Origin of the sequence: Rhizobium leguminosarum, from assembly GCF_002953715.1 — a bacterium.
In the GTDB taxonomy this organism is placed as follows: domain Bacteria; phylum Pseudomonadota; class Alphaproteobacteria; order Rhizobiales; family Rhizobiaceae; genus Rhizobium; species Rhizobium leguminosarum_V.
On sequence record NZ_CP025014.1, the window covers coordinates 160,448 to 186,036 of the forward strand.

The window sequence follows — 25,589 nt, forward strand, 5'->3', positions numbered from 1 at the left end:
AACCGACTGAAGCATCCAGCCAGAGATCCGTTGCAGATTGCGAAGGACCCTCATGTCTCGCATCTTACCGAACGCCGATCCGCGCCGATATTGTACCTTCGGGCAACCACGGATTTTTATAAGCGTTGCGAAATATATTTAATCAGTTGCAAGGCTGATACGACTTGGCCTACTGCTATTCGTCGATTAGCTTTTTCGGGGGGAAGGCTATGGGCGTGGGGCGCAAGTGGTCGTTTCGATCGGACCGGCTCGGTCGGTATGCGGCGCTCTGCTGTTTTTTTCTGGCGATGGGTGCTTCGATGCCATCCCCTGCCGCAGAAATCCCAGATCGGGTTCCCCGTGTTCTCATACTCTACCCATACGATGAACGAATAGCAGCAACGACCGCCGCTGGTGAGGCCGTAAGGAAGCGGCTGCTCGACGCCACCCAAGGAAAGATTGATCTTTTCTCCGAATTTCTCGACCTTTCGAGATTTCCGGAAAGTGCGCACCTTGATCGCATGGCTCAATATCTTTCCGCCAAATATGCTGATCGTCGTCCTGATGTGGTCGTTGCGCTCGGCGAGGCGTCGGCTAGGTTTGTCGTTGCGAACCGCAAGCAGCTTGCAGAGAATGCAAAAATAATCCACGCCGGCTTCAGCATCTCCACCGCCGAGAAAATTGCTTTGCCCAGCGATGTGATCGGTGCTTTTACCGAGTTTGACATCGTCAAGACTGCAGAGATGGCGCGCGGACTCCAGCCCGAGGCACGCTATTTGTTCATCATCGGAGGATCATCAGAATTCGATCGGTGGTGGCTCGCCAAGGCGCGGCGCGATCTTGCTGTATTCTCCGAGGAGTACGAAACGACCTATCTGCAGGACCTGACCATCGACGAGTTCACTAAGCGGGCAGCCGAATTTCCCCGTGGCAGCATCGTCATAGCGCTAACGATTTTCAAAGATAGCGCCGGCCGTAATTTCATTCCGCGCGACGCGATCGGGCAGATCGCAGCGACCGCCAGCGCGCCTGTCTACGGGCCCTATCAGACCTACATCGGCCATGGCGTCGTCGGCGGCAACACCGTCACATTCGAAGCGCTGGGCCGGACCGTCGGCGACCTTGTCATCGATGCGATCGCCGGCAAGCCGGTGTCGGATGTCGAAGCGCCCCAGATATATATCGCCGATGCCCGGCAACTTCAGCGTTGGGGGCTCGCCGAAAGGGATCTGCCGCCGGGCACGATCCAGATGCATAAGGAGCGAAGCCTCTGGGAGGAACACCGGTTGGTTTTGCTGGTGGGAGGCGGCCTCGTGCTGGCGCAGGCCAGCATCATCTCGGTGCTTCTGCTCGAGCGGAGGCGCCGTCGCGACGCAGAGCGCAGCTCGCGCCTTCACCTTCTCGAAGCCGTCCATCTCAACCAGTCCGCGACAGCCGGAGCATTGTCCTCGTCGATCGCTCACGAACTGAACCAGCCCCTATCGGCCATTCGCAACAATGCGGAAGCAGCGTCGGTGCTGCTTCGAAGTGAGAGCCCCGATCGCGAACTGATCCAGCAGATTCTTCTCGACATCCAGGAGGACGATCAGCGCGCAGGAGATATCATCAGCCGGATGCGAGGGTTGCTCAAGAAAAGAAGCGAGATCGATTGGCAGGAGTTCGACCTGAACGATGTCACGTCAAGCGCAATCCACATTATTCACTGCGAGGCAGAGCGGCGCGGAATTAAGCTGACATCAAGCCGGCTGCCCGGAGAGCTGCCGGTGCGTGCCGACAAAGTTCATGTGCAGCAGGTCATCCTCAATCTGGCGACCAACGCAATGGATTCCATGCTGGACGCCGTCCCGGCCAGGAGAACGCTCACCTTTGCAACGGGACGGGCGAACGAGAAGGCGGAGCTGCGGGTCTCCGACACGGGAGACGGCATTCCCGAGGAGAGGCTGATCAGAATCTTCGAACCATTCTACACCACCAAACAGGCGGGTACGGGGCTGGGGCTCTCCATAGCACGCGCCATTGTCGAGACCTATGGCGGCACCATCCGTGCCGACAACCGCCCAGGAGGAGGGGCGGTCTTTCGCGTGGTCCTACCTCTCGCCCACAGGGAGGAGCGATCGAGATGAAACCGGTCATCCATATCGTCGATGACGACAAATCCTACCGGACGGCGACTGCAAGGCTGCTTTCCGCACATGGTCTGAAGGTCGAAACCTATGAATCCGGAGATCAGTTCCTCGCCGGCCTTTCGGCTTGCGAGCCGGGCTGCGTTCTTCTCGATCTCCAGATGCCCGGCCAGTCCGGCCTGCAGATCCAACGCCGGCTGTGCGAGCTGGCCCCGCTACTGCCGGTCGTATTCCTCACGGGGGAAGGAAACATCAAGGCAAGCGTCGAGGCGATGAAGGCGGGCGCCAAGGATTTTCTGGAGAAGAGTTCGACTACGGCGGCATTGATGGAGGCGATCGATCGGGCGCTCATCCAACACGAAAGACAGCTGGCCGAACACGACCGCCTTGAAGTCCAGCGGGCGCTGGTGGCGGGCCTCAGCCCGCGTGAGGCCGAAGTGTTCCGGCTCCTCATTCGCGGCCGTCTCAACAAGCAGATCGCCTATACGCTCGGCATCTCGGAGCGGACGGTGAAGGTGCATCGCCATCAGGTCATGGAAAAGCTTGGCGTACGCTCGTTGGCCGAGGCAGTTTCGATCGCGGCAAATATCGGTCTCATCGACCAGGATACCGCATCGCCGGTGGGATGACGGCTGCTCCTTCCCCTTAGGACAATATCAATCGACGCCCAACCGGCCTAGTTTGACCGGCAACCGTTAATCTCTCATATGTTCGAAAGAGGGGGCATGAGGTGGAGAACCTTCGCCGCACGGTCGCTGTCGTCGATGATGATGCAAGCCTACGGCGCAGCCTCGGGCGACTGCTCAACGCCTACGGTTTTCTGGTCGAGGGGTTTGCATCCGCCGAGGCCTTTCTCGCTCGCGATCCCAAAACAGCGATAGATTGCCTTGTCCTTGATATCGACCTCGGTGGCATGTCCGGCATCGATCTGCAACGCAGGCTGAAGGCCGAGGGCACAACCCTTCCGGTGATTTTCATCACGGCACTGGAAACCGCCTCGGTGAGAGCGGAAGCGGAAAAGGCAGGATGCGTTGCTTATCTGCAAAAGCAATTTTCCGGAGCTGCACTGATTGCGGCTATCAACAAGGCGTTGGTATTGTGAGCTAATGGGGCGGGAGACCATGCGGTCTCGAAGAACGACGATCGGCGTTGCGTCGTCGGCAGTGCTTTGCCGGACCGCGCGACGGATTCAGGGCGATCGCCATCTCGCTAATGGCGTTGATGGACCATAATCGCTGGCCTCGCCAACCAAAAAAACTCCTCTCAGGAGCGTCCTTGATTGCAGCAAGGCCTTGAATCCTAGCTTTGCATTGCCGATCTGGCGAGGACCGACGTGATGTAAGGGGAGTTCTACGGCAGATATGAGTGAGGTTCAACGACGGGGATTCTTGGCGAGGCTGAATGCATATGAGCCGCTGACATTGATCATGGTGGCATCGATCGCCGGTGGACTGTTCCTGCTCCAGCGGCTGACCAGCGAAGTCCTGGAGGGCGAGACATTCCGCTTCGACGAGGCGATCCTGCTGGCGTTGCGACGGCCGGGCGAACTTGCAGTGCCGATCGGTCCCTCCTGGCTGACGCATGCCGTCGACGATATCACCAGCCTCGGCGGTATCACCATTCTCTCGCTGATGACGGTTCTCGTCACCGTCTATCTTCTGCTCGACCGGCGCTGGCCGATCGCGATCTTCGTCTTTTCCTCGGTACTAACAGGCTGGCTGGCGAGCACGCTCTTGAAGATCCTTGTCGCCCGGCCGCGCCCCGATATCGTGCCGCATCTGGTCGAGGTGAACGATCTCAGCTTTCCCTCCGGACACGCGATGGTCTCGGCGGTGACCTATCTGACGCTTGGGGCGCTGCTGGCGCGGACACAGCGTTACCGGTCGACGCGGATCTTCGTCATGGGCACCGGCGTCTTCCTCGCCGTCATCATCGGTTTGAGCCGGATCTACCTCGGCGTCCACTATCCCACGGACGTCTTCGCCGGATGGTGCGCCGGTGCGCTCTGGGCGCTTGGCTGCTGGCTGATCTCGAAGCGGTTCATTCCGAGCCGCGCGCCAGATGATGTTGCGGAAGCCGGAAAACGATAAGAAAAGATTGCAGTTCAGCCCGATACGAGATTTCCGCCGGCATAATGGACAAGAGCCATGACAACACTGACAACGATCGCCTCGACGGTCACGGCCGCATTTCTCGGCTCCTTCGTCGAGGTCGTTGAAGCCTTCACCATCATTCTCGCCGTCGGCGTTACGCAGAGCTGGCGTCCGGCCTTCATCGGCACCGGTCTTGCGCTCGCCCTTCTCGCTCTTCTCGTGCTGGCGCTCGGTCCGCTGCTCGGCCTCATTCCGATCGAGCTGATGCAGTTTGTCATCGGAACGCTGCTCATTCTCTTCGGCCTGCGCTGGTTGCGCAAGGCGATCCTGCGGGCGTCGGGTTTCATCGCGCTGCACGACGAGGAGAAGGCTTTCGCAGCCGAGACCGATAGCCTGCGGCGCCAATCCGCCGAGCGCCGTGCCAATTTCCTGGCGGGCACCGCGGCCTTTAAGGCGGTGTTGCTCGAGGGGATCGAAGTGGTGTTCATCGTCATCGCCACCGGAGCTGGACATGGCATGATCGGCTATGCCAGCCTTGGAGCCGCCGCGGCATGCCTGCTGGTGCTGATCATTGGCATCTTCGTGCACAAACCGCTCTCTGCGGTTCCGGAGAACAGCCTCAAATTCGTCGTCGGGCTGCTGCTCAGCGCCTTCGGCATATTCTGGGTTGGCGAGGGTGTCGGCGCCGACTGGCCGGGCGCCGATCTTTCGCTTCTGGCCATCCTTGCCGTGCTCGCCGTCTTTTCCTTCGCGGCAGTCCGGATGCTGCGCCACTATTCCAACGCCCATGCCGAGGTGGCCGCATGATGAATATTCTTAAGGTCGCGTTGAAGGAATTCTTCGGCATGTTTATCGATGACGGCGCGCTGGCGCTGGCGGCGCTGCTGCTGATCGCCGCCGTCGGCGTTCTGGTGAAATTCGCCCATGTCGACGCGCTGCTCGGCGCTGCTCTGCTTCTCTTCGGCTGTCTGCTGATCCTCGCCGAGAGCGTGGCGCGCGCAGCGCGGCAGAAATTTCAGCGGAAATAGCCTCAGACCGCTATTGCGGCACTTTGAACAGATGACGGATGCGCGTCACCAGCGAGGTCATCGAACCACCGTGCAACGTGGCGCCTTCGGCCGCGAAGGAATGCTGGCCGGTCTCGATACGGCGTAAGAGGGTGGCGGCAAGCTCTTCGGCGATGCCGGGCCGGTCGTGCAGCAGCGGCGTCAGGCTTGCCTGGGCGATCTCGTAGACGACGACGAAGGTCAGCGCCCGCAGGCTGGCGGCCTCGCCGACGCCGATCAGCAGCCCGCTTTCGCCGAAATAATCACCCGGCGCCAGCCGGCCGAGTTCGATTTCCTTATGGCCTTCCTGGCGCGTGGCGACGAGGGCGCCGCTGCGCACGATCATCAGCGATGCGACCGTATCGCCCTGCTCGATGAGAATGGAATCCTTCTTGTAGGTCCGCCGGGTCATGGAGGCTGCCAGCGTTTCCTTCTCGTCCTCGGTCAGCGAGGAAAACAGCGGGATGGCGTCGAGAAGTTTGAGCGGCGTCGGCCGGTGCGGCCTCACCACCTCTTCCGACTGCAACTGGTCGGGCGGTGGGCCGGCGGCGTCGAGCGGTCGCGCCAAGGTGAGACCCGCGGCTTTGACATGACGGTAGATGAGATCGAATATCTCGTTCTTCGCCGGCCCCGTCTGGCCGATATCCCTAACGCGGAAGGAGAGCTCCAGCTCCACTGCATCCGATGTCAGCGATTTGATCAGCACGCCCGGTTTCGGCTCAGTCAGGATCGAGCCGCTGCTCAAAAGCACGGCGCGCATGACCTCGATGATCGCCGACGGCCCGATCGTCGGCACGACGCGGACCGTCAGTGAGGCGCCGTGACTGCGGTCGGGACTGCTGAGATTGGTCAGCCCGACCTTGGCCAGAAAGCTGTTGGGCAGGACGACGAGGTCGTTTGAGCCGTTCAACAGATGGGTCGAGCGCCAGTTGGTTTCGACGACACGGCCCTCAACACCGTCATTCAGCACGATCCAGTCGCCGATCGCATAGGGCCGGCCGAGATTGAGCGCGATGCCGGAAAAGACGTCGCTCAAGGTGCTTTGCATCGCCAGGCCGAGGATGATGGCAAAGACACCCGAGGTGGCGATCAGCGTGCCGACGGGGAAGCTGAAGACATAAGCGACCACCGAGAGGATCGCGCCGAGATAGATCAGGCCGATGACCAGATCCTGAACGAGGCGACCTTCTCGCGGCTGGCGCTCGAAGATCAGGAAGACGCGGACGAAGGCGATCAGCGCCCAGGCGGCATTGATCCACCAGACCACCTTGGCAAGGGCGATGAAGACGCGTTCGAAGGTTGAAGCCGGCGCCGGCCCGACTTCGTAGGGCACGATGTCATGATAGAGCAGCAGGACGGTGAGCGCCGCGAAGAAAAACACCTGGCCGGCGAGCTTCCAGCTCGGGAAGGGCCGAAGCGCTATGCGCGTGACGATCGCACCGACCACGGCCAACGTCCCGGCCTGGACGACAGGATCGGCAAGCACTCCGGACCATGTGACATTATCAAGCATCGACTGTCCACTCGCCAGAGCATGATACTGAAAAGTGTGAGCGGTTTTCGGACGACATCATGCCTCACTCTTGAATTCTAATGATGGCTTCGCCGCATCCTGACTTCCAATCCGACTGCGAGGCAACCGTAAAATAACGCCAGCGCCCCAAACAGAACTGCGCCGACGACCACCTCGTGTTCGCGGCGTCCCATTCTTGCGGCGTCACAAGTGCTAAAACGCTTGCAGCGCCCCGCGTCGATCTAGACGCGCGGCGCTGCAGCAGTTTGAACTGCGTTTCTGACTACCGAAAATCGATTCCGATTTGCGGGGCCGATGGGCTCAGGTGCGCGGCTTCAGATTTTCGGGGTCATAGATCGGCTTGTATCCGACGCCGACGACTTCGACCGGATAAGTCTCGGCGAAATACTCGACATTCAGCCTGCGTCCGACCTGGCAATGAGACCAGGGCAGATAGGCCAGGGCGATATTCTTCCCGACCGTTGGGCCGTAGGCGACCGAGGTCGTGTAGGACCGACGGCCAAGCTCGTCGACCAGAACCTCTCCGGTGGCGGGATCGACAACCGGCATGTTGCCGACGGGATAACGCTTCACGCCCGACTTGTCAGTATTCTCGGTCATCACAAGCGTGCAGAGCATGGCCGGCTGGTGCTCGCGCGCCTTGTATTCCAGATGCTTTGCCTTGCCACGGAAATCGGCTTCCTTGACCTTTGGACGGGCGAGATCGGCTTCGATCAGGTTGTACTGGGTCAGCAGGTCGGCGTTCTGCAGGCGCAGGCTCTTTTCCATGCGGCGCGAGTTTGCATAGGTTTCTACGCCGAAGGCCATCACGCCGGTCGCGCGCAGCGCATCCCAGACGGCGAGGCCGTCTTCGTACTTCATGTGCAGTTCCCAGCCCTGCTCGCCGACATAGGAGATGCGGAAGGCGGTGACAGGCTTGCCGGCGATTTCGATCGGCTTGATCGCCGCAAAGGCGAAGTTTTCCTGATCGAGCCCGGCAGGGTCGGCCACAGCCTTCTTCAGCGTGTCACGCGCGTTCGGACCCCAGATGCCGATCGTCACGAATTTTTCCGAGACGTCGGTGATGATCACGTCAAGGCCGCGGTCTTCGGCGACGCGCTTCATATAGTGCAGGTCGCGCGGGCCGGCATCGGCGCCGTTGACGAGACGGCACCGATCGGCCAAGCGGAAGACGGTGAAGTCAGCGCGCACCATGCCCTCGTCGTCGAGAAAGTGGGTGTAAATGCCCTTGCCGATGTTTGCATCGCCGCCGACCTTGGCGGCGCACAGCCATTCCATCAGCTCGACGTGGTCAGGTCCCTCGATATCGACCATGTGGAAGTGGCTGAGATTGACGATGCCGCAATCCTCGCTCATCGCCAGATGTTCGGCATTCGACACGCGCCAGAAATGGCGGCTGTCCCATTCATTCTCGCGAACCGGGACGCGGTCGGCGTATTTCTCCAGAAGGTGCTCGTTGGCGGCGTAGCCGTGCGCACGCTCCCAGCCGCCAAGTTCCATGAAGTAGCCGCCAAGCTCCTTTTCTCGCTCGTAGAAGGGCGAGCGCTTGGCGTTGCGGCCGGAGGCATAGGGTTCGCGGGTGTGAACAGCCGGGAAATAGATCTTCTGGGCGGCTTCGTAGCAGCGGCCCTCGATGAACTCTTCCGTCAATTGATGCGGGTAGAAGCGAGCGTAGTCGATGCTGTTGTGATCGATCTCGGTCCGGCCATCGGTCATCCAGTCGGCGATCAGCTTACCATAGCCCGGGCCGTCCTTGACCCAGATGGCGACGCAGTACCAGAGACCGCGCACCTTCTGGCTCTCGCCGCAGGATGCGCCGCCGCCGGCGGATACCTGCAGCAGGCCATTGAAAGAGTGACCTTCGTTATAGCCGAGTTCGCCGAGGATCGGCGTCAGTTCCATGGCGCGCTCGAGCGGCTCGATGATCTGTTCCATCTCGAGGTCGCGCTGCGAGGGCGAAAGGCGCGCTTCGTGTTTTTCGAGAAGATCGCGCGGATGGCACATGCGCGGATTGGTGGCTTCGTAATAGCCCCACTCGATCTGACCGCCCTCCGTCGTCGCCGGGTCGCCGGTATCGCGCATATAGGCGGAGTTGCCCTGGTCGCGCAGCAGCGGGAAGCCAATTTCCTTGCCGGTGCCTTCAAATTCATTATACGGGCCGAAGAAGGTGAGCGGGTGGTCGACCGGCATGACCGGCAGGTCTTCGCCGACCATCTCCGCGATCAGGCGCCCCCAGAGGCCGGCACAGACGATGACGTGGTCGGCCATGATGGTGCCGCGATGGGTGACGACGCCCTTGATGCGGCCGCCTTCGACGATCAGCGACTTCGCCGGCGTGTTGCCGAACACCTGCAGCTTGCCTGCCTTTTCGGCGGCATCGACCAGCTTGCCGGCAACGGTCTGCGAGCGCGGAATGACGAGGCCGGCATCCGGATCGTAAAGGCCGCCCATCACCTGATCTTCCTCGATCAGCGGGAACTTCTCCTTGATCTCGGAAGGGCTGACATAATGGGCGCGCGTGCCGAAAGCGCGTGCCGAGGATAGCTTGCGCTTGATTTCCTCCATCCAGGTATCGTCGCCGCTGCGCGCCACTTCGAGGCCGCCGATGCGGGCGTAATGGCCCATCTTCTCGTAGAAATCGATCGAATATTGCGTGGTCCAGACCGACAGATAGTCGTGGCTGGTGGTGTAACAGAAGTCCGAGGCATGGGCTGTCGAGCCGATATCGGTCGGTATGCCCGACTTATCGATGCCGACGATGTCGTCCCATCCCCGCTCGACGAGATGATGCGCGATGGAGGCGCCGACGATACCGCCGAGCCCGATGATGACGACCTTTGCCTTTTCCGGAAATGCTGCCACGTGCTGTTCCTTCTACTTATCGCACGAATTAAAATTACCTAGCCGCGCTTGACGTACGCTTCGCGCGTGAGATGCAGGAGCCATGCCAGCCTCGTAAGGAGTGTCACATTTGCCGAAGCTGCGGAACCCCCAGACGGCTCCGCATGGAAGCTGCGATGAAGGTATTATTATGCCTAAGGCTCGTGATCGTCATTGGTCCTACGCCGCCTAGTACCGGCGTAATTGCGCCAGTCCGGATCGAGGCGGCGAGGCAAATGCAAAACAGCGCCGGCACCGCTGCGATCCATCCCGCATCGAACGGTCAGGCAATGACTGGCTAAGATTGGATATAGGCGAGCCCGTGCAACTGGCCTGTCCGCTCGCACGCCCGGGGATCACGGCGCTGAAATCGCCGCGAGCCGGTCGATGTCTACGAGCACGATGTCTTCGGAAACAGGCTCGCGATTGTGCAATCGGAACCATTCCGCCGCTTCCCGCACGCGGTCACCATGGGGCGGCGGATAGGCGCCAAGTCCGAGAACCCATTCCCGCACGGTCTCGCGTTCCATCCGCCCGGCCCGGTATCGATCGCAGACGGTTTTCGCAGACGCGATTAGATCATTGATGCTTTTCACAAATATTCCTCAATGCACGGATGGCTCTTCATCTTCGAGAAACGATCGAATGCCATCCCGCGCGACGACGGCCAGGAATTCGTCGAAGGCATCCCGGTCAGTCGCAAATGGCTCGTCCCAGCGGATCAGGTCCTCCGCTTGCGTGACCACTTCCATCGTCCAGTCTTCATTGCTGCCCGATGTGCGGAAGATATCGACGAGCACGGTGATCCCGTCATCGGTGAATTCTCCCGCCAGTTCGGAGTGTTCGAGCTTTTCTTTTTTCGCCATCATTCAGCCACCTGCACCGGGCGGTGCGTCGTTTTTGAGATATTCTTCATATTGAACCGTCTCGGTCTCATTCGTGTCGATCGAGGCATCGGCGCGTTTTGCCAGGCGAACACCCGCGCCCCCGCCATTTTCCGGGATGAAAATTACACCTCCGCCTTCCAGGGCGTGCTTCATATCCTGAAGGGTTCGTTCGTAGGGAGAGCGCTTCCCGGCCTCGAAATTAGCGATCGTCGCTTTGGCGACTTTCGAGGCCGATGACAGATCGTCCTGAGACCATGCCAAAAGGGCACGAGCAGCGCGGCATTGAGCGGAAGATAGGCACAAAACAATAACCTTGCATCAAAAGTGTGATTCTGCCTCGGATAGATTATATAAAAAATGTAATCTCGAGACAAGAGATGACGAGAAAGCGCATGACGGAATAGGGCGTTTTGAACCGTTTTACATTCGCCTTTCCGAGAATTGCGAGCTCCCTGGAATAATCTGCCTATTCCATTCTTTAGACCACTAATACTCGGCGCTCATCTGGCGAAAGGGAAGATTGATTGACTGAATATTATTACAGTCTAATTTAGATTGTCCTTCATCACGCACCCGGGAGGTAACAATGCGTGAGCCAGATATGCAAAAACTCGATGCACTCGTCGGTCGTCTTGTTGGTGACGTCGGCGCCGCCATGTCAGGTGCCTTGGTCGTGCTTGGTGACCAGGTCGGAATCTTCAAGGCGATGGCCGACGGAACCCCGATGAGCGTCCAGGATCTTGCCACGAAAACGGGCGTAAAGGAGCGCTACCTCAGGGAATGGCTCAGTGCCCAAGCGGCCGCGGACTATGTCGCTTATGATGAAAAGACCGATCGTTTCAGCCTGACACCGGAACAGGCGATGGTGTTTGCCGAGGAAAACAGCCCGGCCTTTTTCGTCGGCGCCTTCGAGGTCGTCCAATCCATGTGGATGGACGAGCCCAAGATCGCCGAAGCCTTCCGCACCGGCAAAGGTCTCGGCTGGCATGAGCACAGCACCTGCCTGTTCCGGGGAACCGAGCGGTTCTTTCGCCCCGGCTATAACAGCCATCTCGTGGCCGAATGGATACCGGCTCTTGCCGGGGTCGAGGCAAAGCTCAAGGCCGGCGCCAGTGTCGCCGACGTCGGCTGCGGTCATGGTGCCTCGACCATCCTGATGGCGCAGGCCTATCCCGCTTCCCGCTTTACCGGCTTCGACTATCACGGCCCGTCGATCGAAAGAGCAAAGGCTGCTGCCCAGGATGCGGGCGTCGCCGACCGCGTGACGTTCCAGCAGGGCTCAGCGGCGGAATTTCCGGGGCGCGGCTATGACATGGTCGCCATGTTCGACTGCCTTCACGACATGGGCGATCCGGTCGGCGCCGGCCGGCATGTCAAGGAAACGCTTGGGCCGAACGGGACGTGGCTGATCGTCGAGCCCTTCGCCCACGACAACCTCAAGGATAATCTCAACCCGGTGGGCCGCGTCTATTACGGCGCGTCGACGATGATCTGCACGCCGGCATCGCTCTCCCAGGAGGTGGGGCTCGGGCTCGGCGCACAGGCGGGAGAAATGAAGCTTCGAAAGGTCGCGCTCGACGCCGGATTCACCCATTTCCGTCGCGCCACGGAAACCCCGTTCAACATGGTGTTCGAGGTGCGGGCCTAAAGGTTCTAGGTTGCCAGGCGGCAAGCTACCTCAGCTTGCCGATGCTGGCATACATGCCCGTCGTGCGGAATTCGGTGGGATTGGTGCCATAGACACGGCGGAAGACCTTGGAGAAATAGTTGGGGTCTTCGAAGCCGCACATGATGGCGACTTCCTTGACCGGCAGGAAGTCTGCTTTGGTCAGAAGCTTGACGGCGCGCTGCAGGCGTTGCTGCAGCACGAATTCGGCCGGCGGCATGCCCTCGCTCTCGGCAAAGCTGCGCGAGAAATGCGCGCGGCTGAGGCCGACGATGCCGGCAAGCTCGCTGACCGGCAGCGGCTTTTCGAGATTGGCATTGATATGGTCGATCACCGGCTGCATCAGGCTAAGCTCGGCGGCAAAGGCCGGCGAGCCGAAGACATCGTCGTAAAGCGCCATCGCCGCTTCATAGGCAATCGCCGAGGCAGCACCCGGCGACGTTGCGCCCTTGACGAGACGCAGGCTGCAATCGGCGAGATGATCAATGGTCGAGGGCTGCAGCTTCAGCACCGGGCCGGCGGTGGACAGCACCATCTGGTGTATGCGCAGCGTTTCCTCGCCATTCATCGAGATCCAGAAATATTCCCAGCGTTCGCCTTTCTCCAGCCAGTAGCGATGATTGTGCGGCACCAAAACGAGCAGTGTATCGCCGCCCTGAAGGCGATAGTTGCGGTTTTGATAGCGCAACTTGCCGCTGCCGCTGATCGTGTGCTGCAGCACGGTGAAGGGGGTCTGGCCGCGCCGGCGGCCATCCCAGTCATAGGTCTCGTTCTCGCGCACTTCGTATCCGGCGCTGGTCGGCATGGCATGCAGCCGCTGGCGGCCGCGGGGCAGCGAAACCGTTCTCATCGACTGTCCGTTGGCAATCAAATCCTGCAGCACAAAATTACCCCTGAAAGCATAATCCTTCTCTGGTCGCCCTGCCGATTTCGGGCATAATCCCGCTCGACAAGAGGAAGAGACCACGGCCGACAGAGCGGCCGGGAGGAAAAAGGCAGATTTTACGGCGTTTTCAGCCACATGCGTCAGCATGCGGCCTGATCCTCCATAGCCTTCTTTTCCTTAGCATTCGATTGGGTCGAGGTGAAGATCATGAGTTTCAAAATCGCTATCATCGGTGCGGGCAGCGTCGGGTTCACCAAGAAGCTGTTCACCGACATATTGTGCGTGCCCGAGTTCCGAGACATCGAATTCGCGCTGACGGATCTCAGCGAGCATAATCTCGAGATGATCAAGGCGATCCTCGACCGCGTCGTCGAGGCGAACGGGCTGCCGACGAAAGTGACGGCGACGACCGACCGGCGCAAGGCGCTGGAAGGCGCACGTTATATCATCAGCTGCGTCCGGGTTGGTGGGCTCGAGGCCTATGCGGATGATATCCGCATCCCGCTGAAATACGGCATCGACCAGTGTGTTGGCGATACGATCTGCGCCGGCGGCATTCTCTATGGCCAACGCAACATCCCCGTCATACTCGACTTCTGCAAGGATATCCGCGAGGTCGCCGAGCCCGGTGCAAAATTCCTGAACTACGCCAACCCGATGGCGATGAACACATGGGCGGCGATCGAATATGGCAAGGTCGATACCGTCGGCCTCTGCCACGGCGTCCAGCATGGCGCCGAACAGATCGCCGAAGTGCTCGGCGCGAAGTCGGTGAGCGAGCTCGACTACATCTGCTCCGGCATCAATCACCAGACCTGGTTCATCGACCTGCGCCTCAACGGCCGTAGGATCGGCAAGGACGAGCTGATCGCCGCCTTCGAGGCGCATCCCGTCTTTTCGCAGCAGGAGAAACTGCGCATCGACGTGCTGAAGCGTTTCGGCGTCTATTCCACCGAAAGCAACGGCCATCTCTCGGAATACCTGCCCTGGTATCGCAAGCGGCCGGACGAAATCACCCGCTGGATCGACATGTCCGACTGGATCCACGGCGAGACCGGCGGCTACCTTCGTCATTCGACGGAAACGCGCAACTGGTTCGAGACGGAATATCCGCAGTTCCTCGAATCTGCCTCACAACCGATCGATCCTGCCAAGCGCTCGAACGAGCATGCCAGCCGTATCCTGGAGGCGCTGGAGACGAACAGGGTCTATCGCGGCCATTTCAACGTCAAGAACAACGGGGTCATTACCAATCTGCCGTCCGATGCGATCATCGAATCGCCGGGCTTCGTCGACCGCTTCGGCATCAACATGGTCTCGGGCGTCACCCTGCCGGAAGCCTGCGCCGCCACCTGCATTTCCTCGATCAACGTCCAGCGCATGTCGGTGCATGCCGCCATATCAGGCGATATCGACCTTCTGAAGCTTGCCGTGCTGCACGATCCGCTGGTCGGTGCCGTCTCGACGCCGGAAGAGGTCTGGCAGATGGTCGACGAGATGGTCGTTGCCCAGGCCGCCTGGCTGCCGCAATATGCCGATGCCGTGCCGGCCGCCAAGGAGCGGCTGTCGAAATCGAAGGTGCAGACCCGCGACTGGGCGGGGGCCGCACGCCGCAACGTTCGCTCGATCGAGGAGCTGCGCGCGGAAAAGGCGGCGCTGAAAAAGGCCGTCTGATTTTCGTGAAGCATGGGTTGCCGGGGGTTTCCGGGAGGGAAATCCGCGGCGTCTGGCCCGGTTTCACGTGTTCGAGGAGAAAGGAGCCGCGTGATCGCGCTCCGGAACAAGAGGGAGAAACGATGATGAATTTTCGTAACGCAGGCATTCTGGCCGGACTGGCGCTCAGCGTCTCAGCCGCGGCGCTGAATGCATATGCCTCCGAGCCAACCGTTCCACCGAAACCGGCGGACTTTCCGGCCGAAGGCAAGATAAACTATGTCGCGCGCGACTCCATCCTGGAGTTCAAGGCGCTGCCCGAATATCACGAGCCCGACTGGGTCACGAAGAATTTCGTCGCCACCGGCAAGCTGCCGCCAGTCAAGGACCGCCTGCCGAAGGAGCCGCTGGTCTTCAAGACAGGCAATATGCCCGACGGCATCGGTGTCTACGGCGATACGATGCGCCACGTCATCGGCGGCCGGCCGGAAGGCTGGAACTACGGCGCCGGCCAGACGCAGGGTTGGGGCGGCATCGATATCGGCCTTTCCGAATGCCTGACGCGCACCGCGCCGCTGTTCCAGGTGCAGGCCTCAGACACCGAGCCGCTGCCGAACCTCGCCAAGAGCTGGGATTGGTCCGAAGACGGCCACAAGCTGACCATGCACCTGATCGAAGGCGCCAAATGGTCTGACGGCGCGCCGTTCAATGCCGACGACATCATGTTCTACTGGGACGACGAAGTCGTCGACCCGAACGTCTCGCCGCTCGGCGGCGGCGCCTCGCCGGAAGCCTTCGGCGTCGGGACTACGCTGAAGAAGGTCGACGATTACACCGTCGAATGGACCTTCAAGGAGGCCTTCCCGAAGCAATATCTCTACACGATGTCCTACCCGAATTTCTGCCCGGGTCCGTCGCACATCCTGAAGTCGAAGCATCCGAAATATTCGAAGAACACCTACGACCAGTTCAAGAACGCCTTCCCGCCCGAGTTCATGAACATGCCGGTCATGGGCGCCTGGGTACCGGTCGAATATCGCCCGGACGACATCATCGTCATGCGCCGCAACCCCTATTACTGGAAGGTCGACGAGAAGGGCGATCAGCTGCCCTATCTGAACGAACTGCACTACAAGCTCTCGACCTGGGCCGACCGTGACGTTCAGGCCGTGGCAGGATCCGCCGATTTCTCCAACCTCGAGCAGCCGGAAAACTTCGTCGCGTCGCTGAAGCGCGCCGCCGAGAAGACCGCGCCCGCCCGCCTTGCCTTCGGTCCGCGTCTCATCGGCTACAATCTGCGCATGAACTTCTCCGCCAACGGTTGGGGCAACCCGGACGAGCGCGGTGAGGCGATCCGCGAGTTGAACCGCAACGAGGACTTCCGCAAGGCCGTCACCATGGCGCTCGACCGCAAGGCAATCGGCGACTCGCTGGTCAAGGGACCGTTCACCGCGATCTATCCCGGTGGGCTCTCCTCCGGCACCAGCTTCTATGACCGCAACTCGACCGTTTATTACCCCTATGATCTTAAGGGTGCCAAGGCGGAACTCGCCAAAGCCGGTCTCAAGGACACCGACGGCAACGGCATCGTGAACTTCCCGGCCGGGACGCTCGGTGGCAAGGATGTCGAAATCGTCATGCTGATCAACAATCAGTACACGACCGACAAGAGCCTTGCCGAAGGTGTCGTCGGCCAGATGGAGAAACTCGGGCTGAAGATCGTCATCAACTCGCTCGATGGTGCCAAGCGTGACGACGCCCATTATGCCGGCCGCTTCGACTGGCTGATTCAGCGCAACACGACGGAACTGTCGTCGGTGGTGCAGAACACCGAACAGCTTGCCCCGGTCGGCCCGCGCACCAGCTGGCACCATCGCGCCGGCAAGGATGACCAGCTCGATCTGATGCCCTTCGAAAAGGAGCTTGTCGACGTCGTCAACAAGTTCAGGACGAGCCAGAACAACGACGAGCGCGTCGATCTGATGAAGCAGTATCAGAAGATCTCGACGGAGCACGTCAACACCGTCGGCCTGACGGAATATCCGGGCGCCCTGATCGTCAACAAGCGGTTCTCCAACGTGCCCCAGGGTACGCCGATCATGATGTTCAACTGGGCTGAAGATTCGGTGATCCGCGAACGCCTGTGGGTGGCTGCGGACAAGCAGGGCAAATACGAGCTGTTCCCCGAACAGCTGCCTGGCAAGCCCGGCGAAAAGGGTCCCATAAACTAGAGCTCCCTCCCAGCCTGAAGTGAGCTTCCGGCCGCGCGTGCAGCGCGCGGCCGGGCAAAACCAACAAGCCGGCCGCGCTGACAAGGAGCGACTGGCGGCAAGGAGAAGCGAACCGTTCGATGTTACGATTCCTGCTCGTGCGCATAGCCTCTGCGATCCCCATTCTCTTCATCCTGAGCGTGGTGACTTTCGCGATCATCCAGGCCCCACCCGGCGACTACGCCGATTATATAAGATCCCAGCTGATCAACCAGGGCGGCGCGTCCTATGCCCAGGCCGAAGCGCAGGCGCAGCTCTACCGGGTCGAACATGGCCTCGATAAGCCGCTGGTCGTCCAATACGTCAACTGGATCGGCGGGATCGTGACGCGCGGTGATTTCGGATACAGCATGTTTTACAACAAGCCGGTCGCCGATGTCGTCGGTGAACGCCTGCCGCGGACATTGCTTCTTGCGCTCGTCTGCCATCTCTTTGCTTCGGTGCTCGGCATCGGCTTCGGCATCTGGGCGGCGACGCGCCAATACAGCTGGATCGACAGCCTGCTTTCGGGGATTTCCTTCCTCGGCATGACGGTGCCGCGCTTCCTGATGGCGCTGATCATCGTCTATCTCCTGGTTTTCCAGCTTAACGTCTCCGAAATCGGCAGCTTCTTCTCGCCGCAATATGGCGGGGCACCCTGGTCCTGGGCGAAATTTGTCGATCTGGTTCACCATGTATGGCCGGTCGTGGCGATCGCCACCTTCGGTGGGCTCGCCTACAATATGCGCGTCATGCGCGGCAATCTGCTCGATACTTTGAATGCCCAATATGTCGAGACGGCCAAGGCCAAGGGGCTTTCCGGCGCAGCCGTGGTGATGCGCCATGCGGTGCCGAACGCGCTGCACCCGCTGGTGATGTACCAGGGCGTCGTGCTGCCCTACATGCTGACCGGCGAGATCGAAACCGCGATCATTTTCGCATTGCCGACCGTCGGCCCGGCGATCGTCGGCTCGATGGCGGTCGGCGACGTCTATGTCACTGCCACCTTCATGATGGTGCTGTCGGCGACGCTGATCGTCGGCAACATCATTGCCGACATGCTGCTCGCTTTGCTCGATCCCCGTGTCCGCCAATATGGAGGAGCCTGAGATGCTGGCTTTCGACTCCGCGCCGCCTCCGCCGACGACAGAAATTTCCATCAACAAGCCATCGCGTGGGCATGAAAGTTATATCGCCCTTGTCTGGCGCCGGCTGAGGCGCTCCTGGACCGGCATGGCAGGGCTGGTGCTCGTCGTGCTCCTGATCGTCATGGCGATCTTTGCCGATTTCTTTGCGCCGATGGACCCGAAGGCGACCGATGTCGGTTTCGCGCCGCCGCAGGTGATGAGCTTCCACGACAAGGACGGCAATTTCGTCTTCCAGCCGCGCGTCTATGCGCTCTCCGATTCCGAAGAGCTCGACCCGGTCACCTTCCAGCCGATCGTCGGCATCGACTACGACAATCCGCGGCTGCTCGGCTTCTTCGTCAAGGGCGCTGAATACCGGCTTTTCGGCCTGATCCCGGCCAGCCGGCACTTCTTCGGCTCGACCGACGGCCAGCCGGTGCATTTTCTCGGTACCGACAAGTTCGGCCGCGACGTGCTGTCGCGCGCCATCATCGGCTCGCGCATTTCGCTGACGATTGCCCTGACGGTGGTCTTCATCGTCACCATCATCGGCACGACCGTCGGCATGGTGTCCGGCTATTTCGGCGGCACGTTCGATATCTGGTTGCAGCGTTTCGTCGAACTGGTGCTCGCCTTTCCGCAACTGCCGCTCTATCTGGCGCTGACCTCGCTGATCCCGGTGACGGCGCCGACCAACGTCTTCCTTGCCTTCGTCATTGCCGTGATGTCGGCGCTCGGCTGGGCGCAGATGTCGCGCGAGGTGCGCGGCAAGACGCTGGCGCTCGCCCGCATCGAGTATGTCCGGGCGGCAATGGCCGTCGGCGCCACCGACACGCGCATCATCATGCAGCACATCTTCCCGAACGTGATGAGCCACGTCATCGTCGCGGTGACGCTGCATATACCGAGCGTCGTGCTGCTTGAATCCTTCCTCGGTTTCCTCGGCTTTGCGGTCAAGCCGCCGCTGATCTCCTGGGGGCTGATGCTGCAGGACACGGCGACCTATTCGGTGATCGGCTCCTATCCCTGGATTCTCTCCCCCGTCGGCTTCGTGCTCGTCACCGTCTTCGCATTCAATGCGCTCGGCGACGGATTGCGCGACGCGGTCGATCCTTATTGAGGTGATGAAGATGGCTCTTGCACTGGTCAATTCTTTCGCCCCACCCGTCCGCCACGACCATGATGGCCGTTCGGACACGCCGATCATCGACGCCCGCAATGTGGCGGTGAATTTCAAGGTCGAAGACGGCATGGTCGAAGCCGTCAAGGACGTCTCCTTTCAGCTCTATCGCGGCGAGACGATCGCGATCGTCGGCGAATCCGGTTCGGGCAAATCGGTGACGGCGCGAACGGTGATGGGGCTCCTGTCGAAGCGCGCCGTCGTTTCCGAGAAATCGACCGTCGCCTATGACGGCAGCAATATTTTGAAATTTTCCGAGCGGGCGCGCCGCAAGCTGCGCGGCGACCGCATCTCGATGATCTTCCAGGAGCCGATGAGCTCGCTGAACCCGATCTATACGATCGGCAGCCAGATCGTCGAAGCGATCCGCGTGCATCGCCGGATCAGCAAGAGGGATGCGCAAAAGCGCGCGCTCGAACTGCTCGAACATGTGCAGATCCCCGATCCCGCCGCGCGGCTCATGCAATATCCGCATCAGCTTTCCGGCGGCCAGCGCCAGCGCGTGATGATCGCCATGGCGCTTGCCAACGATCCTGATGTGCTGATCGCCGACGAGCCGACGACGGCGCTCGACGTCACCGTGCAGGCGCAGATCCTGAACCTGATCCGCAACCTGCAGAAGGAACTGGGGATGGCCGTCATCCTCATCACCCACGACCTGACCGTGGTGCGGCAGTTCTCGGATTACGTCTATGTGATGCAGCTTGGCGAAGTGCGCGAGCACAACACCACCGAAGCTCTGTTTGCCAATCCGCAGGACGCCTATACCAAGCATCTGCTTGCCTCCGAGCCGCGTGGCCAGGCCAATCCGCTGCCGGAGGGATCGGATGTCATCCTCGATGCCAAGGGTGTGCGTGTCTCCTTCATGATGCGTCACGGTACCTTTCTCAAGCCGGCGATGCGTGAGCTTGTCGCCGTCGACAGCCTCGATCTGACGCTGCGCCGTCATGAGACGCTCGGTCTCGTCGGCGAATCCGGCTCCGGCAAGACGACCTTCGGCCAGGCGATCCTGCGGCTGAACACGCCGGACAGCGGCGAGATCCATTTCGACCATCAGCCGATCCACGGCCTTTCCAGGGCCGAGATGCGGCCCTTGCGCGCCCGCATGCAGGTGGTGTTCCAGGATCCTTTCTCATCGCTCAATCCGCGCATGACGATCGGCCAGATCATCGAGGAAGGGCTTGTCGTCAACAGGCTGGGCGCGACCAAGGCCGAACGGCAGGACCGGGTGCGCGAAGCGCTGATTGCAGCCGGCATGCCGGGCAATATCCTGTCGCGTTTCCCGCACGAATTTTCCGGCGGCCAGCGCCAGCGCATCGCAATCGCCCGCGCCATCGCGCTGGAGCCGGAATTCATCCTGCTCGACGAGCCGACATCGGCGCTCGACCTTTCCGTCCAGGCGCAGATCATCGAACTCCTGCGCAAGCTGCAGGACGAACGGGGCCTCAGTTACCTGTTCATCTCCCACGATCTCAAGGTCGTCAGGGCTCTCTGCCATCGCGTCATCGTCATGCAGCATGGCAAGATCGTCGAAGAGGGCCCTGTCAACGAAGTTCTATCCCATCCCAAGACCGCCTACACCGAACGGCTCGTCAAAGCCGCTTTCGAGGTAGCATGATTGCCGAATGCCGGAGGTTATAATGGCAAGAAATCCCAAAATCACTTTCATCGGAGCTGGCTCCACCGTCTTCATGAAGAACATCGTCGGCGACGTGTTGCAGCGTCCGGCCCTGTCGGGCGCGACGATCGCCTTGATGGATCTCAACCCGCAGAGGCTTGAGGAAAGCGCCGTCGTCGTCAACAAGCTGATCTCGACGCTCGGCGTGAAGGCGAAGGCCGAGACCTATTCCGACCAGCGCAAGGCGCTTTCGGGCGCCGATTTCGTCGTCGTCGCCTTCCAGATCGGCGGCTACGAGCCCTGCACGGTCACCGATTTCGAAGTGCCGAAGAAATACGGGCTGCGCCAGACGATCGCCGATACGCTCGGCGTCGGCGGCATCATGCGCGGGCTTCGCACCGTGCCGCATCTCTGGAAGGTCTGCGAGGACATGCTCGCCGTCTGCCCCGAGGCGATCATGCTGCAATATGTCAACCCGATGGCGATCAACACCTGGGCGATATCAGAGAAATATCCGACCATTCGCCAGGTCGGCCTCTGCCATTCGGTGCAGGGCACGGCGATGGAACTGGCGCACGACCTCGACATTCCCTACGAGGAAATCCGTTACCGTGCGGCCGGCATCAACCACATGGCCTTCTATCTCAATTTCGAGCATCGCCAGCCGGACGGTTCCTACCGCAACCTCTATCCCGACCTGCTGCGCGCCTATCGCGAGGGCAGGGCGCCGAAGCCCGGCTGGAACCCGCGCTGCCCGAACAAGGTGCGCTACGAGATGCTGACGCGGCTCGGTTATTTCGTCACCGAAAGCTCGGAGCATTTCGCCGAATACACGCCCTATTTCATCAAGGAAGGGCGCGAGGACCTGATCGAGAAATTCGGTATTCCGCTCGATGAATATCCGAAGCGCTGCATCGAGCAGATCGAGCGCTGGAAAGGGCAGGCCGAGGCCTATCGCTCGGCTGACAAGATCGAGGTCCAGCCGTCGAAGGAATATGCCTCCTCGATCATCAATTCGGTCTGGACCGGCGAACCCTCGGTGATCTACGGCAATGTCCGCAACAATGGCTGCATCACCTCGCTGCCCGCCAATTGCGCCGCCGAAGTGCCATGCCTCGTCGATGCCTCCGGCATCCAGCCGACCTTCATCGGCGACCTGCCGCGGCAGCTGACCGCGCTGATCCGCACCAATATCAACGTCCAGGAACTGACGGTGCAGGCACTGATGACCGAGAATCGCGAGCATATCTATCACGCCGCGATGATGGACCCGCATACGGCCGCCGAACTCGACCTCGACCAGATCTGGTCGCTGGTCGACGATCTGCTCGCCACCCATGGCGACTGGCTGCCCGAATGGGCACGCACGACCCGCAAGGTACAGGCCGCCTGACCCCCTCTCCCGGGTGAGGCGTCAAGGAGCCCCGCGGTCGCAACAACCGCGGGGCTCTTTGCGTGAGGATGGGGCGCTTTGCGATTTGGGGACGTGACTCGCACGGCCGGATCGACATCCTGTCACCACTTTCTTAAATGCACCTGCAGAGCCGAATCGAAGGCGCTTGACCGAAGATAAGGCGAAGCTTTCGAAGCACGGCGGTAGGACGCAGCGCAACAACGACGGCTAACGCGAGCGGTTGTTGGGTTAAAACGAAAGAGCCTCATGCTGCTGCCAAAATTCCGGCCGGATCGTCCGCTTGGAACAGATCTTCCTAATATACGTTTGTGGGAAGCCTGCCCCACGGAGGACGCCATGATCAGCATCTGGGATGCGAACGTCGAATTGAAGATAGATGATCGTTTTCACGTCATCAGGAGCACTCGAGAGGCGGTCGCATTTTTGAAGAAATACTGGCCCGACAACAGAAGCGCGAGCTACGCGACAGCGCGGAAGGTATGCCTGGACGCGGCGAATGGCGTTGTTCCCGGTGCGGAAGCGCGAGCTGCGTTTGAGGCTGCGGCGAAGGAGGCCGGCATCCTGCGACAAACTTAACGTTGCTTCGTCCCAAGTGAAAAATGATCATGCCTCCCGCCCTCGACGTCCCGCGAGCAACGCGCTCGCCGGCCTCAGCTGAAATCGGGAGCTTCATCGGAACTGTGCGAAGCCTTTAGGGATTACCTTGTTCGTTACCTGCCATCGAACAGGAGTGCCATGAGGAGCGACATGACAGAGAGTGATGCACTCCGCCAGGAAATCTATCGACTTGCCGCGGCGGCCGAAGCTGACCCAGAAACAACGTCGAATCTGAAGGCGCTGGCCGTGCAGCTCTGGGCAAACTTCGACGAATTCACGGTCGAGGACCTGGAAGATATACTGAGGGACGAATGGAGAACTCGCGGACTGCCGTTCAACGACAACGCGGATATGTAGGCGCTTCTAGAATTGGAGGCGTCTTTGCTACCTCAGAGGCCTCTGTGCTGCGTTCGCAATCGGGCCCCTAGCTGACCTTTGTTCGACCTATGACGCATGCTACTCGTGAGCAGTGGCGCCGATATTTTCCGCGCGTCGGGTTCCCAAAATTATGGTACTTGAAAGTACCCAAAATGTCCCTATAGTTGAATCCGTTGGAGAAAATCGGCCAATGGACTTCGCACTCCTTTTCAACCTGTTCCGGAAGCCCAAGCAGGCTAACGTCACTGACGTCACACTCTGGCACAAATACGAGACACTCCTGCCGGTGCCACTCGTCGACGGCGCCGCCCGAAACCCATCGGGACAAATCTGGCGCCGGCTGAACGGTGTGCAATGGGAATATAAGCAGGATCCCGAGACGATTGAAGAATTCGATGCTCGACAATATTGAGGCTAAAGCCCAACCGTCGCAGTGAAATTGTCATAAACCCCCCACCCTTTTGCGAGTGATCATCGTCGTCAGGTATACCCGCGCACGTAGGTGCCATTCTTACGATAATAGCCGCCCACATAGACACTCCCGCCATAACTCGGCGCTGGCTTCGCCCATGACGAGCGGATCCGGCTGAATGGGATCGATGCTCCGGAAAGCTGGCAGTGTCGCGACGTGGCAGGGAGGCCGTACCGTTGCGGCAAGGATGCCGCGTTCGCACTCGACGAATTCCTTTCGAAATCGCGCCCGATCCGCTGCGTGGGCCACGGCAAGGACAGGTATCGGCGCGTTGTTGCCGATTGCTTCAGGGCAGATGGGCAGAGCGTGAATTCCTGGCTGGTCAGGCAGGGCTGGGCGATCGACTGGCTCCGATACTCGAAGGGCTTGTTCCGGGGCGATCAGGCAATAGCCCAGGCGGCGCGTGCGGGGGGTTGGCGTGGGTCGTTCGAAATTCCATGTGAGGCGAGGGCCGCGCGCTCAAAGCGGCGGGCGGCTTGCTGAGGTGCGGGATTCGCCGATGAAACCCCAAAACCTACAAGAGGCGCTTCGCGCCAGAAGCGGTCACTAGGAAAGCCATTGCGTTCGTCCTCAGGCTTTGGTCGTCTCCGCTCTGGTCGTTGGCTTCAGCAGGATGATGAGAAGCAAGCCGGCGACTATGAGTGCCGCGCCTTCGAGATGATAGCGTTGCAACTGTTCGCCGAGGAACAGGTAGGCGAGCACGGCGATAAAGATCGTCTGGATGTAAAGCAGCACACCCGCCCGCGCCGCCCCCAGGGCCTCGATGCTACGATTGAAGAGATAATACATAACCGCGCCGCCAGGGATCGCGACATAGCCGAGCGCGATAAGGCCGCTGGCATTCAGCGTGGAGCGCTCGTCGGAGACAAGCTCAAACAGGTAGAAGGGCAGGGCCGTCAGCACCGCCGCACCGAGGAGGAGTACCAGGAGAGCAAGGCGATTCACATCGAATTTCGCCCGGCGGAGCAGGACGGTATAGAGGCTGAAACAGAACGCGCCAGCGACGATCCACAGCTCTCCGGGATTGAGGTCGAGACGTAAGAGCGCAGCCGGGCTGCCTTTGACGATGATGACCACGATCCCGAGAAAGGCGAGGATCGATCCGATCACCTGCCAGCGTCCCATCGGCTCAGCCAGAATGAAACGGGCAAGAATCATAGTGATAATCGGGATCAGGGCGATGATGATGCCGGCGGTAGTGGCATCGGCATGTTCGAGGCCGACAAAAATCAGGCCCTGGCAGATCGCAAGCCCCATACCGCCGATGGCGAGCAACTCGAGGCCGCGAGCCCGCATGAGAGCGACCATGGCGCCGAAATGCTGGTACACGATCGGCATCAGGATCGCCCAGGCGATCAGCACACGCCAGAAGCAAAGCGCCCAGGGCGGCATCTCCGAAGAGACCCATTTCGCGGCGATATAGACGCCGGCCGACAGCAGCCAGCAGACAACCCCCACGGAATAGGCGGCTGCAAGCGAACCGCCCGCCGCCTGTTCCGTCCCGACCGTGTCGCGATGGACCGCCAAGACATGTATCGCCATGGCCCAGTTATGCCACAGTTCCCGTGTGCTGCACAGATGAAGGCGGCGGCACTTCGTCTATTGAGGACGACCTCCAGCCCCGGGGGGACAGCGACGATTAAAACGCAGCATTCGCGATGACTAGCCGCTGGCTGCTTGGGACCGATCGCTGACGAGCCTCGGCAGCTTTTGCGCCAAACTGCGCCCTGCAGCGTCAACGACTACCCCAGGACAGAAAGCATCATGTGATTACACTCAGTCGCGGTGCTCGGGCATCACCTAGAAG

24 protein-coding genes are annotated in these 25,589 nt (G+C 60.5%); 17 read left to right on the forward strand and 7 right to left on the reverse strand.

Going from position 1 to position 25,589, the window contains the following annotated elements:
* The first annotated feature begins 209 nt into the window (after window positions 1-209).
* The 6 genes from CUJ84_RS30295 to CUJ84_RS30320 all read left to right on the forward strand — a co-directional run bounded on the left by CUJ84_RS30295 (window position 210) and on the right by CUJ84_RS30320 (window position 5,223).
* Window positions 210-2,102 (forward strand): sensor histidine kinase, encoded by a 1,893-nt coding sequence (locus CUJ84_RS30295; RefSeq protein ID WP_105009330.1) that lies wholly within the window; start codon window positions 210-212, stop codon window positions 2,100-2,102.
* Window positions 2,099-2,731: a response regulator transcription factor gene (locus tag CUJ84_RS30300; protein WP_105009331.1), complete on the forward strand. Its 633-nt coding sequence runs from the start codon at window positions 2,099-2,101 to the stop codon at window positions 2,729-2,731. The genes CUJ84_RS30295 and CUJ84_RS30300 overlap by 4 nt, the downstream gene beginning before the upstream one ends.
* A gap of 101 nt (window positions 2,732-2,832) precedes the next feature.
* A complete protein-coding gene (locus tag CUJ84_RS30305; protein ID WP_105009332.1) occupies window positions 2,833-3,204 on the forward strand; it encodes a response regulator transcription factor in 372 nt (123 codons plus the stop codon).
* A 259-nt stretch (window positions 3,205-3,463) separates the two neighbouring features.
* On the forward strand, window positions 3,464-4,192 hold the full coding sequence (locus CUJ84_RS30310; RefSeq protein WP_105009333.1) for a phosphatase PAP2 family protein: 729 nt from the start codon (window positions 3,464-3,466) through the stop codon (window positions 4,190-4,192).
* Between the two features lie 57 nt (window positions 4,193-4,249).
* Complete coding sequence (locus tag CUJ84_RS30315; RefSeq protein ID WP_105009334.1) at window positions 4,250-5,002, forward strand: COG4280 domain-containing protein; 753 nt, start codon at window positions 4,250-4,252, stop codon at window positions 5,000-5,002.
* A complete protein-coding gene (locus tag CUJ84_RS30320; protein ID WP_105009335.1) occupies window positions 4,999-5,223 on the forward strand; it encodes a hypothetical protein in 225 nt (74 codons plus the stop codon). Before CUJ84_RS30315 ends, CUJ84_RS30320 begins: the two co-directional genes overlap by 4 nt.
* Before the next feature lie 10 nt (window positions 5,224-5,233).
* Here CUJ84_RS30320 and CUJ84_RS30325 read toward each other — a convergent pair whose 3' ends face one another.
* The 5 genes from CUJ84_RS30325 to CUJ84_RS30350 all read right to left on the reverse strand — a co-directional run bounded on the left by CUJ84_RS30325 (window position 5,234) and on the right by CUJ84_RS30350 (window position 10,845).
* Complete coding sequence (locus CUJ84_RS30325; protein ID WP_105009336.1) at window positions 5,234-6,754, reverse strand: mechanosensitive ion channel family protein; 1,521 nt, start codon at window positions 6,752-6,754, stop codon at window positions 5,234-5,236.
* Between the two features lie 321 nt (window positions 6,755-7,075).
* A complete protein-coding gene (locus tag CUJ84_RS30330) occupies window positions 7,076-9,637 on the reverse strand; it encodes a GcvT family protein (protein WP_105009337.1) in 2,562 nt (853 codons plus the stop codon).
* A 374-nt stretch (window positions 9,638-10,011) separates the two neighbouring features.
* Window positions 10,012-10,251: a hypothetical protein gene (locus tag CUJ84_RS30340; protein WP_027687837.1), complete on the reverse strand. Its 240-nt coding sequence runs from the start codon at window positions 10,249-10,251 to the stop codon at window positions 10,012-10,014.
* A 9-nt stretch (window positions 10,252-10,260) separates the two neighbouring features.
* Window positions 10,261-10,521, reverse strand: a complete 261-nt coding sequence (locus CUJ84_RS30345; protein WP_025397793.1) for a hypothetical protein — start codon at window positions 10,519-10,521, stop codon at window positions 10,261-10,263.
* A gap of 3 nt (window positions 10,522-10,524) precedes the next feature.
* Entirely contained in the window at window positions 10,525-10,845 is a 321-nt protein-coding gene (locus CUJ84_RS30350; protein ID WP_105009339.1) for a helix-turn-helix domain-containing protein, read from the reverse strand.
* 283 nt (window positions 10,846-11,128) lie between these two features.
* On the opposite strand from CUJ84_RS30350, the gene CUJ84_RS30355 reads away from it, so the two are divergent.
* A complete protein-coding gene (locus tag CUJ84_RS30355; RefSeq protein WP_105009340.1) occupies window positions 11,129-12,190 on the forward strand; it encodes a class I SAM-dependent methyltransferase in 1,062 nt (353 codons plus the stop codon).
* A gap of 25 nt (window positions 12,191-12,215) precedes the next feature.
* Here the strand turns inward: CUJ84_RS30355 and CUJ84_RS30360 are convergent, their stop codons facing one another.
* A complete protein-coding gene (locus tag CUJ84_RS30360) occupies window positions 12,216-13,241 on the reverse strand; it encodes an AraC family transcriptional regulator (protein WP_199788871.1) in 1,026 nt (341 codons plus the stop codon).
* A gap of 60 nt (window positions 13,242-13,301) precedes the next feature.
* Here CUJ84_RS30360 and CUJ84_RS30365 point away from each other — a divergent pair, with 60 nt between their 5' ends.
* From CUJ84_RS30365 to CUJ84_RS30410, 10 genes are all read left to right on the forward strand, one after another.
* On the forward strand, window positions 13,302-14,768 hold the full coding sequence (locus CUJ84_RS30365) for an alpha-glucosidase/alpha-galactosidase (protein WP_105009341.1): 1,467 nt from the start codon (window positions 13,302-13,304) through the stop codon (window positions 14,766-14,768).
* 122 nt (window positions 14,769-14,890) lie between these two features.
* Window positions 14,891-16,978, forward strand: coding sequence for an ABC transporter substrate-binding protein (locus CUJ84_RS30370; RefSeq protein ID WP_105009342.1), 2,088 nt, complete (start codon window positions 14,891-14,893; stop codon window positions 16,976-16,978).
* Window positions 16,979-17,097: 119 nt separating this feature from the next.
* Window positions 17,098-18,105: an ABC transporter permease gene (locus CUJ84_RS30375; protein ID WP_026188757.1), complete on the forward strand. Its 1,008-nt coding sequence runs from the start codon at window positions 17,098-17,100 to the stop codon at window positions 18,103-18,105.
* Between the two features lies 1 nt (window position 18,106).
* Entirely contained in the window at window positions 18,107-19,243 is a 1,137-nt protein-coding gene (locus tag CUJ84_RS30380; RefSeq protein ID WP_105009343.1) for an ABC transporter permease, read from the forward strand.
* A gap of 10 nt (window positions 19,244-19,253) precedes the next feature.
* The gene (locus CUJ84_RS30385; protein WP_105009654.1) at window positions 19,254-20,921 is read left to right on the forward strand and encodes an ABC transporter ATP-binding protein; all 1,668 of its coding nucleotides are present in this window, start codon (window positions 19,254-19,256) and stop codon (window positions 20,919-20,921) included.
* Between the two features lie 22 nt (window positions 20,922-20,943).
* Window positions 20,944-22,314 carry an alpha-glucosidase/alpha-galactosidase gene (locus tag CUJ84_RS30390; RefSeq protein ID WP_105009344.1) on the forward strand — a complete coding sequence of 457 codons (1,371 nt, stop codon included), beginning with the start codon at window positions 20,944-20,946 and terminating at the stop codon, window positions 22,312-22,314.
* A 357-nt stretch (window positions 22,315-22,671) separates the two neighbouring features.
* The gene (locus tag CUJ84_RS30395; protein ID WP_105009345.1) at window positions 22,672-22,911 is read left to right on the forward strand and encodes a DUF982 domain-containing protein; all 240 of its coding nucleotides are present in this window, start codon (window positions 22,672-22,674) and stop codon (window positions 22,909-22,911) included.
* Between the two features lie 171 nt (window positions 22,912-23,082).
* Window positions 23,083-23,289: a hypothetical protein gene (locus CUJ84_RS30400; RefSeq protein ID WP_105009346.1), complete on the forward strand. Its 207-nt coding sequence runs from the start codon at window positions 23,083-23,085 to the stop codon at window positions 23,287-23,289.
* A 211-nt stretch (window positions 23,290-23,500) separates the two neighbouring features.
* Window positions 23,501-23,722, forward strand: a complete 222-nt coding sequence (locus tag CUJ84_RS30405) for a hypothetical protein (RefSeq protein WP_105009347.1) — start codon at window positions 23,501-23,503, stop codon at window positions 23,720-23,722.
* Between the two features lie 216 nt (window positions 23,723-23,938).
* The gene (locus CUJ84_RS30410; RefSeq protein WP_245457613.1) at window positions 23,939-24,265 is read left to right on the forward strand and encodes a thermonuclease family protein; all 327 of its coding nucleotides are present in this window, start codon (window positions 23,939-23,941) and stop codon (window positions 24,263-24,265) included.
* Window positions 24,266-24,352: 87 nt separating this feature from the next.
* Here the strand turns inward: CUJ84_RS30410 and CUJ84_RS30415 are convergent, their stop codons facing one another.
* Window positions 24,353-25,324, reverse strand: a complete 972-nt coding sequence (locus CUJ84_RS30415) for a DMT family transporter (RefSeq protein WP_105009349.1) — start codon at window positions 25,322-25,324, stop codon at window positions 24,353-24,355.
* Window positions 25,325-25,589: the final 265 nt, after the last annotated feature.

Coding starts and splice junctions, on each gene's coding strand:
- CUJ84_RS30295 (WP_105009330.1), top strand. CDS start 210: ATGGGCGTGGGGCGCAAGTGGTCGTTTCGATCGGACCGGCTCGGTCGG.
- CUJ84_RS30300 (WP_105009331.1), top strand. CDS start 2,099: ATGAAACCGGTCATCCATATCGTCGATGACGACAAATCCTACCGGACG.
- CUJ84_RS30310 (WP_105009333.1), top strand. CDS start 3,464: ATGAGTGAGGTTCAACGACGGGGATTCTTGGCGAGGCTGAATGCATAT.
- CUJ84_RS30315 (WP_105009334.1), top strand. CDS start 4,250: ATGACAACACTGACAACGATCGCCTCGACGGTCACGGCCGCATTTCTC.
- CUJ84_RS30320 (WP_105009335.1), top strand. CDS start 4,999: ATGATGAATATTCTTAAGGTCGCGTTGAAGGAATTCTTCGGCATGTTT.
- CUJ84_RS30325 (WP_105009336.1), bottom strand. CDS start 6,754: ATGCTTGATAATGTCACATGGTCCGGAGTGCTTGCCGATCCTGTCGTC.
- CUJ84_RS30345 (WP_025397793.1), bottom strand. CDS start 10,521: ATGGCGAAAAAAGAAAAGCTCGAACACTCCGAACTGGCGGGAGAATTC.
- CUJ84_RS30355 (WP_105009340.1), top strand. CDS start 11,129: ATGCGTGAGCCAGATATGCAAAAACTCGATGCACTCGTCGGTCGTCTT.
- CUJ84_RS30360 (WP_199788871.1), bottom strand. CDS start 13,241: ATGCTGACGCATGTGGCTGAAAACGCCGTAAAATCTGCCTTTTTCCTC.
- CUJ84_RS30365 (WP_105009341.1), top strand. CDS start 13,302: ATGAGTTTCAAAATCGCTATCATCGGTGCGGGCAGCGTCGGGTTCACC.
- CUJ84_RS30370 (WP_105009342.1), top strand. CDS start 14,891: ATGATGAATTTTCGTAACGCAGGCATTCTGGCCGGACTGGCGCTCAGC.
- CUJ84_RS30375 (WP_026188757.1), top strand. CDS start 17,098: ATGTTACGATTCCTGCTCGTGCGCATAGCCTCTGCGATCCCCATTCTC.
- CUJ84_RS30380 (WP_105009343.1), top strand. CDS start 18,107: ATGCTGGCTTTCGACTCCGCGCCGCCTCCGCCGACGACAGAAATTTCC.
- CUJ84_RS30385 (WP_105009654.1), top strand. CDS start 19,254: ATGGCTCTTGCACTGGTCAATTCTTTCGCCCCACCCGTCCGCCACGAC.
- CUJ84_RS30390 (WP_105009344.1), top strand. CDS start 20,944: ATGGCAAGAAATCCCAAAATCACTTTCATCGGAGCTGGCTCCACCGTC.
- CUJ84_RS30395 (WP_105009345.1), top strand. CDS start 22,672: ATGATCAGCATCTGGGATGCGAACGTCGAATTGAAGATAGATGATCGT.
- CUJ84_RS30400 (WP_105009346.1), top strand. CDS start 23,083: ATGACAGAGAGTGATGCACTCCGCCAGGAAATCTATCGACTTGCCGCG.
- CUJ84_RS30405 (WP_105009347.1), top strand. CDS start 23,501: ATGGACTTCGCACTCCTTTTCAACCTGTTCCGGAAGCCCAAGCAGGCT.
- CUJ84_RS30415 (WP_105009349.1), bottom strand. CDS start 25,324: ATGGCGATACATGTCTTGGCGGTCCATCGCGACACGGTCGGGACGGAA.